Annotated in this window: 12 protein-coding genes and 1 pseudogene; 5 read left to right on the forward strand and 8 right to left on the reverse strand. The window is 46.6% G+C overall.

The annotated features are described in order from the left end of the window. Positions 1-65: 65 nt before the first annotated feature. Positions 66-218: pseudogene (locus ACO6VG_RS12130) on the forward strand (transposase); the annotation flags it as partial. Between the two features lie 187 nt (positions 219-405). Here the strand turns inward: ACO6VG_RS12130 and ACO6VG_RS12135 are convergent. Next, entirely contained in the window at positions 406-891 is a 486-nt protein-coding gene (locus ACO6VG_RS12135) for a DUF29 domain-containing protein (protein WP_422132512.1), read from the reverse strand. A 53-nt stretch (positions 892-944) separates the two neighbouring features. Between ACO6VG_RS12135 and ACO6VG_RS12140 the strand changes: the two genes are divergently transcribed. Beyond that, positions 945-1,133 carry a hypothetical protein gene (locus ACO6VG_RS12140; protein ID WP_422413440.1) on the forward strand — a complete coding sequence of 63 codons (189 nt, stop codon included), beginning with the start codon at positions 945-947 and terminating at the stop codon, positions 1,131-1,133. A gap of 436 nt (positions 1,134-1,569) precedes the next feature. Beyond that, complete coding sequence (locus ACO6VG_RS12145; protein ID WP_422474121.1) at positions 1,570-3,438, forward strand: WD40 repeat domain-containing protein; 1,869 nt, start codon at positions 1,570-1,572, stop codon at positions 3,436-3,438. A 232-nt stretch (positions 3,439-3,670) separates the two neighbouring features. Here ACO6VG_RS12145 and ACO6VG_RS12150 read toward each other — a convergent pair whose 3' ends face one another. From ACO6VG_RS12150 to ACO6VG_RS12160, 3 genes are all read right to left on the reverse strand, one after another. Next, entirely contained in the window at positions 3,671-5,596 is a 1,926-nt protein-coding gene (locus tag ACO6VG_RS12150; protein ID WP_422474123.1) for a WD40 repeat domain-containing protein, read from the reverse strand. A 353-nt stretch (positions 5,597-5,949) separates the two neighbouring features. Continuing rightward, complete coding sequence (locus ACO6VG_RS12155; protein WP_422474125.1) at positions 5,950-7,611, reverse strand: WD40 repeat domain-containing protein; 1,662 nt, start codon at positions 7,609-7,611, stop codon at positions 5,950-5,952. A 151-nt stretch (positions 7,612-7,762) separates the two neighbouring features. Further along, positions 7,763-9,568: an F-box/WD repeat-containing protein gene (locus tag ACO6VG_RS12160; protein ID WP_422474127.1), complete on the reverse strand. Its 1,806-nt coding sequence runs from the start codon at positions 9,566-9,568 to the stop codon at positions 7,763-7,765. A gap of 238 nt (positions 9,569-9,806) precedes the next feature. On the opposite strand from ACO6VG_RS12160, the gene ACO6VG_RS12165 reads away from it, so the two are divergent. Next, positions 9,807-10,049, forward strand: a complete 243-nt coding sequence (locus ACO6VG_RS12165; protein WP_422132517.1) for a hypothetical protein — start codon at positions 9,807-9,809, stop codon at positions 10,047-10,049. A gap of 99 nt (positions 10,050-10,148) precedes the next feature. Here ACO6VG_RS12165 and ACO6VG_RS12170 read toward each other — a convergent pair whose 3' ends face one another. The 3 genes from ACO6VG_RS12170 to ACO6VG_RS12180 form a co-directional block, all read right to left on the reverse strand. Next, positions 10,149-12,086: a WD40 repeat domain-containing protein gene (locus ACO6VG_RS12170; RefSeq protein WP_422474129.1), complete on the reverse strand. Its 1,938-nt coding sequence runs from the start codon at positions 12,084-12,086 to the stop codon at positions 10,149-10,151. Positions 12,087-12,339: 253 nt separating this feature from the next. Continuing rightward, complete coding sequence (locus tag ACO6VG_RS12175; protein WP_422474131.1) at positions 12,340-14,226, reverse strand: WD40 repeat domain-containing protein; 1,887 nt, start codon at positions 14,224-14,226, stop codon at positions 12,340-12,342. A 151-nt stretch (positions 14,227-14,377) separates the two neighbouring features. Next, positions 14,378-15,256 carry an F-box/WD repeat-containing protein gene (locus tag ACO6VG_RS12180; RefSeq protein WP_422474133.1) on the reverse strand — a complete coding sequence of 293 codons (879 nt, stop codon included), beginning with the start codon at positions 15,254-15,256 and terminating at the stop codon, positions 14,378-14,380. A gap of 238 nt (positions 15,257-15,494) precedes the next feature. Between ACO6VG_RS12180 and ACO6VG_RS12185 the strand changes: the two genes are divergently transcribed. Further along, positions 15,495-15,758, forward strand: coding sequence for a hypothetical protein (locus tag ACO6VG_RS12185; RefSeq protein WP_422474135.1), 264 nt, complete (start codon positions 15,495-15,497; stop codon positions 15,756-15,758). A gap of 99 nt (positions 15,759-15,857) precedes the next feature. On the opposite strand, the gene ACO6VG_RS12190 is transcribed toward ACO6VG_RS12185, so the two are convergent. Further along, positions 15,858-17,795, reverse strand: coding sequence for a WD40 repeat domain-containing protein (locus ACO6VG_RS12190; RefSeq protein WP_422474137.1), 1,938 nt, complete (start codon positions 17,793-17,795; stop codon positions 15,858-15,860). Positions 17,796-18,302 lie beyond the last annotated feature (507 nt).

Below are 18,302 nucleotides of genomic sequence, written 5' to 3' on the forward strand. Positions count from 1 at the left end.
TAACAACTCGCTTCGAGGGTGTCGCAAAACTCTAACAACTCGTTCCTACGCTTTGAGGGTGTTGCAAAACCATTATGGGCGGCGAATTTTGGACTGATGGGTACTTTGCAAGCACTGTCGGAAAGCATGGTGATGAGCAGATGATAGCGAATTATGTGAAGAATCAGGGAAATGAGTACGACAAACTTCACTCAGATCATCAGCTTGCAATGTTTTGAGTTTGCACCAAGGATACCCCGCCCCCTGGCGGGGTTGTTCATTGCCCAGCTCTAGCTCCCCCAACAATTTCTCTGTGTCAAGCCCGTCAAAATGTCATTTGGCAAGCAGATCCTGCTGTTGGCTCAGCCATTGGTGGTAATCAGTGTCGTACAAGTTTTCCATAAATCACCTCCATTGCCCTACCACTCAGACACCGTTGAGTGGATACCAGTCTTCAGTCATTATTTGCTCATAGCTCCAGGGGCATTCGTCAGGAAAGCTATTGTTGTCGAGTTTTTTATGGACATAAATATTCATTTCTTTGATGGCTCCTTTTTTACCATCAACATACGCTTGTTTAAGGGAGTCTTTGATCCTTGACGTTAAACTAGGATTCTCTTTCACCAGTTTATTAATCTTAATTCTTGATCTAACTATGGTTTCCATCCAACCTTTAAGGACTCTATCTGTCGCTGTAGACTCCCTTAGTGCACTGGTCTGGTAATTACATTTAAGAAGATGAGTTATCAAAGTTGACAGGCGGTTCTCCAACTCGCGAAGGTCTTGCTTAAGGCTCAACTCTAAATCCTCAATCAGGTTTTCTAAATCCAACTGATTAAAGTTTTGAGTTTTCAACAGGGTTACTTGCTGACTCAGCCATTGATGATAATCAGTGTTATATAAGCTATTCATAAAAATACCTCCATTGACCTACCACTGTAGGCAAATAACAGAAGGGAAGCAAAATGAATTACCAGAGCACAGATGCCTTTGCCGGGGGGGGCCGTGGTTTTGGGCTGGTTAATTCGGCCATTGATGCCAACAGCACTTTTGCGACAGCCTCGCTCTGCGTGGGAATGCATACCTCCTCTGAAAAGCAGACTCTGCAGCGCGAGATGGGTATGGGTTCCTACGTTGTGACCCAGAGGGGCTAAAAGTATGGGAACCAGAGTTTTGCGACACCCACGCTTTGCGTAGGATGAGATTCGTACCAATGATGCAGTGCTTCTTGCAAACAAGGTTGACAGCCTTGTAACTGCAATGGCTGGTTTCAGTGCCCCACCTGCGGGTAACGCTCAGCTGTCACAGGATACTCGAAATCAAATCGATCCTGTAATCACGGCCAGTTGGCAAGGCGCATAACTTAAGTTGAGTTAAGCAATCTGCAATGATGGTAAGTTCTCTGAGCGGTACTTATCAGAAAACTGACTTCTACTTATTGATCATTTTCCCGAATCAAAGTCCTGTTTTCCTGTTAGTTTCACTGACATCAATGTTATGAACTTTCATGTTACAAACGACTCTAATCTGCAGAATCAATTTTGGATATCACTGCAACCAGCGGAAATAACAACTTTTAAGAAACGAACTATGGACCGCATAAGTAACCATTCTTGCCTTGGTGGGCCACTCTCACCAACCCCCGATCACTCTCAATCAGAGATTCAATCAGAGACACCCATTGCTACCACTATGGGTAGGGACGTCATTGTACGTGACAAGAATAAGCTTTCATTATTGCTCAATTTGCCCTTTGAAATACAATCCAAAATTTATAGTCATTTGCAGACCCGTGATATTGCCAATTTAATACGGGCAAATTCATACATGAACAAGACGCTCAAAAATGATAATTCAATGGCAAGGGCATGGTATCGCCGGTTTGCTTCATCACGCCAGGCTCTGATAAAAACAATCGTCACTGAAAAAGATAAGGATCAATTCGGGAATTGGTTGAGCCGGTTTACAATGGATAAGGCATTAGTCAAGTCAGTCATGGATCGTCACGGGAGTATTGACTTTCCTGCTCTGTTCTCTTTCACTCTCACTAAACTGATGATTGAATGCAAAACATTTATATTTGAGACAAAAGCCTCCCTCCTCAATAACGGCAGGATGAACTCTGCTACATTAAGTGCCGATGGCCACTATCTGGTGAGCGTCAGTGATAGTAAAACGGTGATAATCTTTGGTCGGGAGACCGATGGTTCATGGCAAGCAAAAGGTACTATCACCCATGATGGTCGTGTCACATCATTCATGCTCAGTAACGATGGCCACTATGTAGTGACCACCAGTGAAGATTGCAAGGCGAGAATCTATGGCAAGAAGGACGAACGATCATGGGAAGAAAAAGCCATCATTTCTCATGATAAACCTGTCATGTCAGCCACCTTCAGCGCCAACGATCGCTATTTAGTGACCGCCAGTCACGATGGCAAGGCGAAAGTCTATGGCCTGGAAGACGATGAGTCATGGGCAGAAAAAGCCATCATTAGCCACGATTTTTTAACATCAGCCACCTTCAGCGACGATAGTCGCTATGTGGTGACCACCAGTCTGGATCACACAGCGAAAATCTATGGCAAAATGAACGATGGGTCATGGATAGTAAAAGCCATCATTTCCCATGACAATTCAGTCTGGTCAGCCAAATTCAGCGCCGATAGCCGACATATAATCACCTGCTGTGAAGGTAACAGGATGAAAATCTGTGGCCTGGAGGACGATGGGACATGGGAAGAAAAAACCATCTTTTCCAATGAGGATCGTTTCTACTCTGCCACATTCAGCGCCGATAGCCGTCATATGGTAACCTCCGGTCAAGATGGCAGGGCGATAATCTATGGTCAGGAAGACGGATCATGGAACGAAAAAGCCACCATTTCTCATGATGATCGGGTCTACTCAACCACCTTCAGCCCCGATAACCGCTGTGTGATCACCCGCAGTGCAGATAATAAGGCGAAAATCTACGGCCTGAACGATAATGGATCATGGGTAGAAAGAGCTACCATTTCCCATCGTATGCCAATCAAATCAGCAACCTTTAGCGCTGACAGCCGTCATGTGATGACCCACGGTGAAGACAGGAAGGTGAAAATCTATGGCCGCAAGTTTAATGGGTCCTGGGAAGAAAAAACCACCGTTTCCAATGGTATGTATATTAGATCAGCATCCTTCAGCGCCGATGGCAGCCATTTGGTCACTGCCAATAACGATAATGCGTCGGAATTTATTTATCACCAGTTTAGAGATACATTTTTTAGTTTATTGGCGCTGTCAGATTTTCATCTTGCTATTGTTTACGGTCAGGTAAGCGATGGGTCATGGCAAAAAAAAGCCACCATTTCCTATCCTGGAGGGATCGTGTCAGCCACCTTCAGCGTCGATGGCCATGTGTTAACCATCCATGAAGATCAGTCGGCGAAAATCACTGAACTAAGGATGGATGAATGACTGATACTTCTCAAACTCTTCCGGCTTCAATTAACGTTTAATCGGCAAATGGTTTTGGTGGAAGCAAGGGGACGAAACATTGTCCCGAATCAAAGACCTGTTGAACTGTTAGTTTCACTGACATCAATGTTATGAACTTTCATGCCAGAGTTTTGCGACACCCACGCTTCGCGTAGGAACGAGTTGTTGGCATTATGCGACAACTTCTCACCACAGGGTTGACAGCAAACAATCAGTCATTCATCTGCAGTTCAGTGATTTTCACTGTTTTATCGCCATGAGTGGTCAATAGGTAGCCATCAGTGCTAAATCTGGCTGACACGATCGCACTATGATGGGAAATGATGGCTTTTTCTTCCCAGGATCCATCACTCTGCCGACCATAAATTTTCGCCGTTCCATCGGTACTGGCGGTGATCACATGGTGGCCATCGATGCTAAAGGTTGCTGATTTAATTTTCATAAGGTGGGATATGATAGCTTTTTCTCCCCAGCACCCATCGATCTTCCTGCCATAGATTTTCACGGTGTTATCATTACTGAGGGTGATCACATGGCGGCTATCGGGGCTGAATGTGGCTGAGTCGACACTTTCGTTATGGGAAATGATGGCTTTTTCTTCCCATGATCCATCGTCTTTCTTGCCATAGATTTTCGCTTTGCCATCTAAACTGGCGGTCACCACATGGCGGTTATCGGCGCTGAATGTGGCTGAGCATACACCCAGGTAATGGAAAATGGTGACTTTTTCTTCCCATGATCTTTCTTCGTTCTGGCCATAGATTATCGCTCTGCCATCATCACTGGCGGTCACCAAATGGCGGCTATCGGAGCTGAAGGTAACTGATTTGACCTCTTTATCATGGGAAATGATGGCTTTTTCTTCCCATGATCCATCAGCCTCCAGACCATGGATTTTCACCTTGCTATCGTAACCGGTCGTCACCAGATAGCGGCTATCGGTGCTGAAGGTGACTGAGTACACAAACTTGTCGTGGGAAATAATGGCTTTTTCTACCCACGATCCATCGTTATTCTTGCCGCAAATTATCGCTTTGCCTTTCAGGGTGGTGGTCACCAGAGAGTAACCATCGGCGCTGAAGGTGGCCGAATGGACTATAAAATCGTGGGGAATGATGGCTTTTTCTGCCCATGACCCATCGTCCCTCTGGCCATAGATTTTCGCCCTGTAATCTCCACTGGTGGTCGCCAGATAGCGACCGTCGACGCTGAAGGTGACTGAGCTGACCCATTTATCATGGGAAATAATGGCTTTTTCTTCCCATGATCCATCGTCTTTCTTGCCATAGATTTTCGCCTTGCCGTCTTTACTACAGGTCGCCACATGGAGGCTATCGGTGCTGAAGGTAGCTGATATGACCCACTGATCATGGGAAACAGTGGCTTTTTCTTCCCATGATTGTTCGTCCTTAATGCCATAAATTTTCGCCTTGCCATCCACTCCAGCGGTAACTACATAGCAGCTATCGTCACTGAAGGTGACCAATCTGATACGGTCATAATGGGAGATAGAGCCTTTTGCTTCCCATGATCCATCGCTGTTGTGGCCATATATATCCATCGTTTTATCATTCCTGAAGCTCAGCAGGTGGCGGCCATCGGCACTGAAGGCAGCGGAGTTGGACCTACCATCACAGGGGAGGCTGGCTTTTGTCTCTAATTTAAATGTTTTACATTGAGACATCAGTTTGTTGAGAGTGAAAAAGAACAGAGCAGGAAAATAAACACTTGGTTGGCGATCCGTGATTGACTTGACTAATGCCTCATCCTTTGTAAAACGCAGCAACCATTTCTGGAGTTCCTCTTTATCTTTTGTTGCGACAATTGTCTCCAGCAGAGTTTGGTGTGATGAAGCAAACTGGCGATACCATGCCCTTGCCATGGCATCATCATTTTTGAGCCTGTTGTTAATGTTTGAATTTGCCCGTGTTAACAGGGCAATATCACGAACCTGCAAATAAGTGAAAATTTTGGATTGTATATTCTCTGGCAAATCGAGCAATAATGAAAACTCATTCTTGTGACGTACAATGACGTTCTTGCCCATAGTGGTACCACTTGGTGTATCAGATGGTGACTGACGTGGTGGTGTTGAGCGTGGGGTAATATTGCAGGAGCTGCTATTTGAGCAATCCATAGTTCGTTTTCCATGGTTGTTATTTATCCCTGGTTGGCAAGGATATTTAAAATTGATTCTGCAGCTTAGAGTGGGTTTCAGTGTGAAAGTTCACGATATTTGTTCAATTTCGGTTAGTTGGCTGGCAGGCATTGTCCGGTCTGCATATTGACGCTGATCTTCCCGTTTCTGGATAACGGGCTCTTTCATTTCTTTGGAATAGTGAGCCATAACAGCCTCTTGCTAAATGCTCTCAGTTATTGAGAGTCATGAATCAAAGGAGGCAACATCTATCTTGAAGCAGGGGGCTATCCTGTCGGGCAGGTGTTGCAGAAGAATAATGCAGATCTCGGTTAATGAGTGACAGCAAAGACTCATTCATTCATCTTTAGTTCAGTGATTTTCACCATTCCATCGGGATGGATGGTCAACACCAGATTATCGGCGCTGAAGGCGGCTGACAGGATCCCGGCATTATGGGAAATGATGGCTTTTTCTTGCCATGACCCATCGCTTGTCTGGCCATAAATCTTCGCCGTGCCATCTGCACTGGCGGTGATCAAGTGGCGGCCATCGACGCTAAAAGTTGTTGACATAATATTCCCATCATGGGAAATGGTGGTTTTTTCTTCCCAGAATCCATTGAGCTTCTGGCCATAGATTTTCGCCGTGCAATCTTCATCGTGGGTGACCACATAGCGGCTATCGGGGCTGAATGTGGCTGAGTAGACTGTATTCTCATGGGGAAGGATGGCTTTTTCTTCCCATGATCCATCGTCCTTCAAGTCATAGATTTTCGCCGTGAAATCTTCACTGCAGGTCACCACCTGGCGGTTATCGGGGCTGAACAGGGCTGAGTAGACCCAACCATCATGAGAAATGGTGGTTTTTTCTGTCCATGATCCGTCTTTATTCAGGCCATAGATTACTGCCCTGCCATCATCACCAGCGGTCACCAAATAGCGGCTATCGGAGCTGAATGTGGCTGAGTTGACTTCTTTGTTGTGGGTAATGACAGCTTTTTCTTCCCACGATCCATCGGCCTCCAGGCCGTAGATTTTTACCTTGCGATCGTCACTGGTCGTCACCACATAGAGACCATCGGCACTGAAGCTGGCTGATTCAACAGAGTCTTCGTGGGTAATAATGGCCTTTTCTTCCCACGAACCATCATTCTTGATGCCATAGATTTTCACTTTGTTGTCCACGCCGGCGGTCACTACATTGCGACTATCAGCGCTGAAGGTGGCTGATGTGACGCACTCATCATGGGAAATAGTGGCTTTTTCTTCCCATGATTGTTCATCCTTCCTGCCGTAGATTTTCGCCTTGCCATCGAAGCTGGCGGTCACCACAAAGCGGTCGTCAACACTGAAGGTGACCGATGTGACACGATCATAGTGGCAGATGGTGCCTTTTGCCTCCCAGGATCCATTGCTCTCCCGGCCATAGATTTCCACCGTTTTATAATTCCTGTTGTTCGCCAGGTAGCAGCCATCGGCACTGAAGGTAGAGGAATCGATCCCACCATTACAGGGGAGGCTGGCTTTTGTCTCTAATGTAAATGTTTTACATTCAGACATCAGTTTGGTGAGCGTGGAAAAGAACAAAGCAGGAAAGTGAATACTTGCCTGGCGATCCATGATTGACTTGATTAATGCCTCATCTTCTGTGAAACGCTTTAACCATTTCTGGAGTTCATCTTTATCTTTTGTAGTAACGATTGTCTTTAGCAGAGCCTGGTGCGATGAAGCAAACTGGCGATACCATGCCCTTGCTATTGCAGCATCATTTTTGAGCCTGTTGTTAATGTGTACATTTACCCGTGTTAACTGGGTAATATCATGAGCCCGCAAATAGGTAAAAATTCTGGATTCTATTCCCGGGGGCAAATGGAGCAATAATGAAAACTCATTCTTGTCACATTCAATGACGTCTCTGCCCGCAGAGATACCACTTGGCGTTCCTGGTCGAGATTCATCTGTTGTTGATGAAAGTGGACCACCAGTAAGGGCATCGCTATTTATGCAATCCATAGTTTGTTTTTCCGCTGCTATTATTTATCCCCGGCAGGCAAGGATATTCAAAATTGATTGTGCAGCTTAGAGTCGGTTTTATTGTGAAAGTTCAAAAGATTGATCTAATCGTAACCAACCTGGAAAACGGGGCTTTGATCCGGGGAAATGATCAATCAGTAGAAAATGGGTTTGTGTCTTTCATCTTTAGTTGAGTGATTTGCACAGTATTGTTGCCATGGATGGTCAGCACATGGCCATCGGCGTTGATGGTGGCTGATACGATCCCACTTTGATCAGAAATGGTGGCTTTTTCTTTCCATGATCCGTCGCTTAACTGGCCATAAATTTTCGCCTTGCCATAAGAACCGGAGGTAAGCACATGGCGGCCATCGTCACTAAAGCCGAATGAATTAACATACTGATTATGGGAAATGATGGCTTTTTCTTCCCAGGATCCATTGACCTTCTGGCCATAGATTCTCATCCTGTCATTATTTCTACTGCAGATGATTAGATGGCGGCTATCGGGGCTGAATATAACTGGGAAGGCCTTATCGATATTGGCAATGATGGCTTCTCTTTTCCATGATCCATTGATGGCCTTCTGGCTATAGATTTTCGCTTCGCCATCGCGACTGCAGGTTACAAGATGGCGGCTATCGGGGCTGAAAGTGGCTGAGCTGACACTATCACCATGGGAAATGATGGTTCTTACTCTCCATGATCCATTGTCCTTCTTGCCGTAGATTGTCGCCGTACCATCGTCACTGGAGATCACCAAGTGGCGGTTATCGTCGCTGAATAGGGCTGAATTGACATTATTCATATGAATAATCGTTATTTGTTCCCATGATCCATCGGCCTTCAGGCGATGGATTTTCAGCTCCTGATCAGTGCTGACTGTCAGCACATAGTGGCCATCGGTGCTGAAGTCGGCTGACTTGACACGATTATCATGGGAAATGATGGCTTTTTCTACCCATGACCCATCGTCCTGCTTGCCATAGATTTTTGCCTTGCCATCTACGCTGGCGGTCACCACATGGCGGTTATCGGTGCTGAAGGTGGCTGAGTCGACACAGCCGTCATGGGAAATAGTGGCTTTTTCTACCCATGAACCATCGTCCTGTTTGCTGTAAATTTTCGCCTTGCCATCTTTACTGGCAGTCACGACACAGCGGCCATCGGCGCTGAAGGTGGCTGAGTTGACACAGTCGTCATGGGAAATAGTGGCTTTTTCTACCCATGATCCATCGGCCTGCTGGCCATAAATTTTCGCCGCGCCATCTTTACTGGCGGTTATTGCATAGCGACCATCGGGGCTGAAGGTGGCGGATTTGACCCCGTCATCATGGGAAACAGTGGCTTTTTCTGTCCATGATCCATTGTCCTCCTGGCGATAGATTTTCAACGTTTCATTGTCAATGGCGATCATCATATGGTGGTCATCGGGGCTGAAGGCGGCATCGCTACCAGAGAAGGTGGCTTTGGTTTCCAGGTTAAATTTTTTACATTGAGACATCAGTTTAGTGAGAGTGCACAAGAACAGAGCAGGAAAATAAATACTCGGTTGGCGATCCATGACTGACTTGATTAATGCCTTATCCTTGGTAAAGCACGTCAACCAACCCTCGAGTTGATTTTTATTTTTTTCAGTGACGATTGTCTTTAATAGCGTCTGGTGTGATGAAGGAAACCGGCGAAACCACGCCCTTGCTATTGCAGTATCATTTTTGAGAGTGTCGTTAATGTATGAATTTACCTGTGCCAATTTGGCAATATCGTGGGCCTTCAAATAAGTAAAAATTTCGGATTGCATTTCCTCGGGCAAACTGAGCAATGGTGAAGGCTTTTTCTTGTTACGTACGATGATCTTCCTACCCTTAGCGGTACCACTTGCTCTTTCTGATCGGGATGGGTTCGCTGTTGATGAAAGTGAACCACAAAAACAGGAAAGGCTTTTTATGAAATTCATGGCTCGTTTCTCCATGGTTATTATTTAAATTTGGTTTGTGGGGGTATTTAAAATCGATTGTGCTACTTAGAGTCGGATTTAGTATGAAAGTTCAAGGCATTGATGTAAGCCTGACTAACAAGAAAACAAGACTTCGATTCGGGAAAATGATCAACAATTAGAAAGGGGGGGGCTGCCTTTAACAACTCGTTCCCACGCTCTGAGGGTGTCGCAAAACTCTCTCCGGCGTGGGAACGCGTTGACTCCCGTCATTGCCGGCTTCATTCTCGTCATTCCCGGCTTCATTCTCGTCATTCCCGGCTTCATTCTCGTCATTCCCGCGAAGGCGGGAATCCACACTGACTCTCCACCAGAACCATACTGCCCGGTGTCCCCCTGGCCTTGTCATCCCCGAGAAGGCAGAGATCCACCGTTGGCGCTGGATTCCCGCCTTCGCGGGAATGACGACTTCAGTTCCCACGCAGGGACCCACAGGGCCTGAAAGCATAGGAACCAGAGTTTTGCGGCAGCCTCGCTTCGCGTGGGAACGAGTTGTTGGCATTATACGACAACTTCTCACCACAGGGTTGACAGCAATCAGTCATTCATTCATCTGCAGTTCAGTGATTTTCACTGTTTTATCGCCATGGATGGTCAGCACATGGCCATCGGCGCTGAAGCTGGCTGACACGATCGCACTATGATGGGAAATGATGGCTTTTTGTTCCCAGGAACCATCACTCTGCCGACCATAAATTCTCGCGGTTCCATCGGCACTGGCGGTGATCACATGGTGGCCATCGATGCTAAAGGTTGCTGAATTAACTTTCCTAAGGTGGGATATGGTCGCTTTTTCTCCCCAGCATCCATCGATCTTCCGACCATAGATTTTCACCGTGTTATCCTGACCGAGGGTGATCACATGGCGGCTATCGGGGCTGAATATGGCTGAGTCGACAAAACCGTCATGGGAAATGATGGCTTTTTCTTCCCATGATCCATCGTCCTTCTGGCCATAGATTTTCGCTTTGCGATCTAAACTGGCGGTCACCACATGGCGGCCATCGGCGCTGAATGTCGCTGAGCAGACACTCAGGTTATGGGAAATGGTGACTTTTTCTTCCCATGATCCTTCTTGGTTCTGGCCATAGATTATCGCTCTGCCATCATCACTGGCGATTACCATATGGCGGCTATCGGAGCTGAAGGTGGCTGAGTTGATCCACTTATCATGGGAAATAGTGACTTTTTCTTCCCATGATCCATCGGCCTCCAGGCTATAAATACTTGCCTTGCTACCTGCGATGGTCACCAGATGGCGACTATCGGAGCTGAAGGTGGAGCTGAAGGGGGCTGAGTCAACAAAGTCGTCATAGGAAATAATGGTTTTTTCCAGCCATGACCCATCGTCCTCCTGATCGCAAATTTTCACTTTGCCATCAAAACTGGTGGTCACCAGATAACGACCATCGGGGCTGAAGGTGGCTGAGCAGACTCGGTTGTCATGGAAAATAGTGGCTTTTTCTACCCATGACCCATCGTCCCTCTGGCCATAGATTTTCGCCCTGTGATCTCCACTGGTGGTCACTACATAGCGACCATCGACGCTGAAGGTGGCTGAGTTGACGAATTTATCATGGCAAATAGTGGCCTTCTCTTCCCAAGATCGTTCGTCCTTTCTGCCGTAGATTTTCGCCCTGCCGTCATTACTACAGGTCGCCACATGGCGGCTATCGGTGCTGAAGGTGGCTGATATGACCCACTGATCATGGGAAACAGTGGCTTTTTCTTCCCATGATCGTTCGTCCTTCTTGCCATAAATTTTCGCCTTGCCATCCATTCCAGTGGTGACTGCATAGTGGCTATTGGCACTGAAGGTGATCGATACGACACTCATATAATGGGAGATAGTGCCTTTTGTTTCCCATGATCCATCGTTCTTGTGGCCATAAATATCCACCGTTTTTTTATCATTCCTGACGCTCAGCAGATGACGGCCATCGGCACTGAAGGTAGCGGAGTTTGTCCTGCCATGACAGGGAAGGCTGGCTTTTGTCTCTAATTTAAATGTTTTACATTCAGACATCAGTTTGTTGAGAGTGAAAAAGAACAGAGCAGGAAAATAAACACTCGTTTGGCGATCCATGATTGACTTGACTAAAGCCCCATCCTTTGTAAAACGCAGCAACCATTTCTGGAGTTCCTGTTTATCTTTTGTCGCGACAATTGTCTCCAGCAGAGCCTGGTGTGATGAAGCAAACTGGCGATACCATGCCCTTGCCATGGCATCATCATTTTTGAGCCTGTTGTTAATGTTTGAATTAGCCCGTGTTAACTGGGTAATATCACGAACCTGCAAATAAGTGAAAATTTTGGATTGTATATTCTCGGGCAAATCGAGCAATAATGAAAACTCATTCTTGTGACGTACAATGACGTTCTTGCCCATAGTGGTACCACTTGGTGTATCAGATGGTGACTGACGTGGTGGTGTTGAGCGTGGGGTAATATTGCAGGAGCTGCTATTTGAGCAATCCATAGTTCGTTTTCCATGGTTGTTATTTATCCCTGGTTGGCAAGGATATTTAAAATTGATTCTGCAGCTTAGAGTGGGTTTCAGTGTGAAAGTTCACGATATTTGTTCAATTTCGGTTAGTTGGCTGGCAGGCATTGTCCGGTCTGCCTATTGACGCTGATCTTCCCGTTTCTGGATAACGGGCTCTTTCATTTCTTTGGAATAGTGAGCCATAACAGCCTCTTGCTAAATGCTCTCAGTTATTGAGCGTCATGAATCAAAAGAGGCAACATCCAACTTGAAGCAGGGGTCTATCCTGCTGGGCAGGAGTTGCAGAAGAATAATGTGGATCTGGGATAATGAGTGACAGCTGTTGATTATTCATCTGCAGTTCAGTGATTTTCATCATTCCATCGGGATGGATGGTCAACACCAGATTATCGGCGCTGAAGGTGGCTGACAGGATCCCGGCATTATGGGAAATGATGGCTTTTTCTTGCCATGCCCCATCGCTTGTCTGGCCATAAATTCTCGCCGTGCCATCTCCACTGGCGGTGATCACGTGGCGGCCATCGACGCTAAAAGTTGTTGACATAATACTCCCATCATGGGAAATGGTGGTTTTTTCTTCCCAGGATCCATTGAGCTTCTGGCCATAGATTTTCGCCGTGTAATCTTCATCGTGGGTGACCACATAGCGGCTATCGGGGCTGAATGTGGCTGAGTAGACCTTATCCTCATGGGGAAGGATGGCTTTTTCTTCCCATGATCCATCGTCCTTCAAGTCATAGATTTTCGCCGTGGAATCTTCACTGCAGGTCACCACCTGGCGGCTATCGGGGCTGAAGAGGGCTGAGTAGACCCAACCATCATGAGAAATGGTGGTTTTTTCTGTCCATGATCCGTCTTTATTCAGGCCATAGATTACTGCCCTGCCATCATCTCCGGCGGTCACCAAATAGCGGCTATCGGAGCTGAATGTGGCTGAGTTGACCTCTCCATTGTGGGTAATGATAGCTTTTTCTTCCCATGATCCATCGGCCTCCAAACCATAGATTTTTACCTTGTGATCTTCACTGGTCGTCACCACATAGCGACCATCGGCACTGAAGATGGCTGATTCAACAGAGTCTTCGTGGGTAATAATGGCCTTTTCTTCCCACGAACCATCATTCTTGATGCCATAGATTTTCGCTTTGTTGTCCATGCTGGCGGTCACCACATAGCGACCATCAGCGCTGAAGGTGGCCGTAGTGACTAAATAATCGTGGCGAATGATGGCTTTTTCTGCCCATGTCTCATCATCCCTCTGACCATAAATTTTCGCCCTGCCATCTGCGCTGGCGGTCACCACACAGCGGCCATCGGTACTGAAGGTAGCTGATGTGACCCAATCATCATGGGAAATAGTGGCTTTTTCTTCCCATGATCGTTCGTCCTTCCTGCCATAGATTTTCGCCTCGCCCTCATCGGTGGCAGTCAGCACATAACGACTATCGGTACTGAAGGTGACTGACATGACTTGGCCACAGTGGCTAATAGTACCTTTTGCTTCCCAGGATCCATCGCTCTCCCGGCCATAGATTTCCACCGTTTTATACATGGTGTTCACCAGGTAGCAGCCATCGGCACTGAGGGTAGAGGAATCGGTCCCACCATTACAGGGGAGGCTGGCTTTTGTCTCTAATTTAAATGTTTTACATTCAGACATCAGTTTGGTGAGAGTGGAAAAGAACAAAGCAGGAAAGTGAATACTTGCCTGGCGATCCATGATTGACTTGATTAATGCCTCATCCTCTGTGAAACGCTTTAACCATTTCTGGAGTTCATCTTTATCTTTTGTAGTAACGATTGTCTTTAGCAGAGCCTGGTGCGATGAGGCAAACTGGCGATACCATGCCCTTGCTATTGCAGCATCATTTTTGAGCCCGTTGTTAATGTGTAAATTTACCCGTGTTAACTGGGTAATATCATGAGCCCGCAAATAGGTAAAAATTCTGGATTCTATTCCCGGGGGCAAATGGAGCAATAATGAAAACTCATTCTTGTCACATTCAATGACGTCTCTGCTTGCAGAGTTACCACTTGGCGTTCCTGGTCGAGATTCATCTGTTGTTGATAAAGATGAACCACCCATACAGGCATTGCTATTTATGCGATACATAGTTTGTTTTTCCGCTGCAATTATTTATCCTCGGCAGGCAAGGATATTCAAAATTGATTGTGCAGCTTAGAGTCGGTTTTAGTGTGAAAGTTCAAAAGATTGATCTAATCGTAACCAACCAGGAAAACGGGGCTTTGATCCGGGGAAATGATCAATCAGTAGAAAATGGGTGAGTGTCTTTCATCTTTAGTTGAGTGATTTGCACAGTATTGTTGCCATGGATGGTCAGCACATGGCCATCGGCGTTGATGGTGGCTGAGTTGACACAGTCATCATGGGAAATAGTGGCTTTTTCTACCCATGATCCATCGGCCTGCTGGCCATAAATTTTCGTCGCGCCATCTTTACTGGCGGTTATTGCATAGCGACCATCGGGGCTGAAGGTGGCGGATTTGACCCCGTCATTATGGGAAACAGTGGCTTTTTCTGTCCATGATCCATTGTCCTCCTGGCGATAGATTTTCAACGTTTCATTGTCAATGGCGATCATCATATGGTGGTCATCGGGGCTGAAGGCGGCACCGCTACCAGAGAAGGTGGCTTTGGTTTCCAGGTTAAATTTTTTACATTGAGACATCAGTTTAGTGAGAGTGCACAAGAACAGAGCAGGAAAATAAATACTCGGTTGGCGATCCATGACTGACTTGATTAATGCCTTATCCTTGGTAAAGCGCGTCAACCAACCCTCGAGTTGATTTTTATTTTTTTCAGTGACGATTGTCTTTAATAGCGCCTGGTGCGATGAAGGAAACCGGCGAAACCACGCCCTTGCTATTGCAGTATCATTTTTGAGAGTGTCGTTAATGTATGAATTTACCTGTGCCAATTTGGCAATATCGTGGGCCTTCAAATAAGTAAAAATTTCGGATTGCATTTCCTCGGGCAAACTGAGCAATGGTGAAGGCTTTTTCTTGTTTCGTACGATGATCTTCCTATCCTTAGCGGTACCACTTGCTCTTTCTGATCGGGATGGGTTCGCTGTTGATGAAAGTGAACCACAAAAACAGGAAAGGCTTTTTATGAAATTCATGGCTCGTTTCTCCACGGTTATTATTTAAATTTGGTTTGTGGGGGTATTTAAAATCGATTGTGCTACTTAGAGTCGGATTTAGTATGAGAGTTCAAGACATTGATGTAAGCCTGACTAACAAGAAAACAAGACTTCGATTCGGGAAAATGATCAACAATTAGAAAGGGGGGTTCTGTCTTTAACAACTCGTTCCCACGCTCTGAGGGTGTCGCAAAACTCTCTCCGGCGTGGGAACGCGTTGACTCCCGTCATTGTCGGCTTCATTCTCGTCATTGCCGGCTTCATTCTCGTCATTGCCGGCTTCATTCTCGTCATTGCCGGCTTCATTCTCGTCATTCCCGCGAAGGCGGGAATCCACACTGACTCTCCACCAGAACCATACTGCCCGGTGTCCCCCTGGCCTTGTCATCCCCGAGAAGGCAGAGATCCACCGTTGGCGCTGGATTCCCGCCTTCGCGGGAATGACGACTTCAGTTCCCACGCAGGGACCCACAGGGCCTGAAAGCATAGGAACCAGAGTTTTGCGGCAGCCTCGCTTCGCGTGGGAACGAGTTGTTGGCATTATACGACAACTTCTCACCACAGGGTTGACAGCAATCAGTCATTCATTCATCTGCAGTTCAGTGATTTTCACTGTTTTATCGCCATGAATGGTCAACACATGGCCATCGGCGCTGAAGCTGGCTGACACGATCGCACTATGATGGGAAATGATGGCTTTTTGTTCCCAGGAACCATCACTCTGCCGACCATAAATTCTCGCGGTTCCATCGGCACTGGCGGTGATCACATGGTGGCCATCGATGCTAAAGGTTGCTGAATTAACTTTCCTAAGGTGGGATATGGTCGCTTTTTCTCCCCAGCATCCATCGATCTTCCGACCATAGATTTTCACCGTGTTATCCTGACCGAGGGTGATCACATGGCGGCTATCGGGGCTGAATATGGCTGAGTCGACAAAACCGTCATGGGAAATGATGGCTTTTTCTTCCCATGATCCATCGTCCTTCTGGCCATAGATTTTCGCTTTGCGATCTAAACTGGCGGTCACCACATGGCGGCCATCGGCGCTGAATGTCGCTGAGCAGACACTCAGGTTATGGGAAATGGTGACTTTTTCTTCCCATGATCCTTCTTGGTTCTGGCCATAGATTATTGCTCTGCCATCATCACTGGCGATTACCATATGGCGGCTATCGGAGCTGAAGGTGGCTGAGTTGATCCACTTATCATGGGAAATAGTGACTTTTTCTTCCCATGATCCATCGGCCTCCAGGCTATAAATACTTGCCTTGCTACCTGCGATGGTCACCAGATGGCGACTATCGGAGCTGAAGGTGGAGCTGAAGGGGGCTGAGTCAACAAAGTCGTCATAGGAAATAATGGTTTTTTCCAGCCATGACCCATCGTCCTCCTGATCGCAAATTTTCACTTTGCCATCAAAACTGGTGGTCACCAGATAACGACCATCGGGGCTGAAGGTGGCTGAGCAGACTCGGTTGTCATGGAAAATAGTGGCTTTTTCTACCCATGACCCATCGTCCCTCTGGCCATAGATTTTCGCCCTGTGATCTCCACTGGTGGTCACTACATAGCGACCATCGACGCTGAAGGTGGCTGAGTTGACGAATTTATCATGGCAAATAGTGGCCTTCTCTTCCCAAGATCGTTCGTCCTTTCTGCCGTAGATTTTCGCCCTGCCGTCGTTACTGCAGGTCACCACATGCTGGCTATCAGTGCTGAAGTTGGCTGATATGACCCACTGATCATGGGAAACAGTGGCTTTTTCTTCCCATGATCGTTCGTCCTTCTTGCCATAAATTTTCGCCTTGCCATCCATTCCAGTGGTGACTGCATAGTGGCTATCGGCACTGAAGGTGATCGATACGACACTCATATAATGGGAGATAGTGCCTTTTGTTTCCCATGATCCATCGTTCTTGTGGCCATAAATATCCACCGTTTTTTTATCATTCCTGACGCTCAGCAGATGACGGCCATCGGCACTGAAGGTAGCGGAGTTTGTCTTGCCATGACAGGGAAGGCTGGCTTTTGTCTCTAATTTAAATGTTTTACATTCAGACATCAGTTTGTTGAGAGTGAAAAAGAACAGAGCAGGAAAATAAACACTCGTTTGGCGATCCATGATTGACTTGACTAAAGCCCCATCCTTTGTAAAACGCAGCAACCATTTCTGGAGTTCCTCTTTATCTTTTGTCGCGACAATTGTCTCCAGCAGAGCCTGGTGTGATGAAGCAAACTGGCGATACCATGCCCTTGCCATGGCATCATCATTTTTGAGCCTGTTGTTAATGTTTGAATTAGCCCGTGTTAACTGGGTAATATCACGAACCTGCAAATAAGTGAAAATTTTGGATTGTATATTCTCGGGCAAATCGAGCAATAATGAAAACTCATTCTTGTCACATTCAATGAGGTCTCTGCCCGCAGAGATACCACTTGGCGTTCCTGGTCGAGATTCATCTGTTGTTGATGAAAGTGGACCACCAGTACGAGCATTGCTATTTATGCAATCCATAGTTTGTTTTTCCGCTGCTATTATTTATCCCCGGCAGGCAAGGATATTCAAAATTGATTCTGCAGCTTGGACTCGGTTTTAGTGTGAAAGTTCAAAAGATTGATCTAATCGTAACCAACAAGAAAACGGGGCTTTGATCCGGGAAAGTGATCAATCAGTAGCAAGCGGGTTTTTGTCTTTCATCTTTAGTTGAGTGATTTGCACAGTATCAACTCGTTCCCACGCTGGGACCCACAGGGCCTGAAAGCATGGGAACCAGGGTGTATTTATCATGGCAAATAGTGGCTTTTTCTTACCATAATCCACCGTCCTTCTTGCCATAGAATTTCACGGCCCAGACCCCCCGACTACATTACCCATACGCCAGTTATACCACGCGTCAGCCCCCAAGGCTGAATATACCAATGCTGCGAGGGCTCCCGGTATTGCAGCGCCTTTCAACGCTCTGACATGAAGTGAACCAGAGCAAAAACAACATCCCGCAAGAGCACTTACGCATATGACTGG

The sequence above is a fragment of the Endozoicomonas sp. ALB032 genome (assembly GCF_049310125.1).
GTDB lineage: Bacteria > Pseudomonadota > Gammaproteobacteria > Pseudomonadales > Endozoicomonadaceae > Endozoicomonas_A.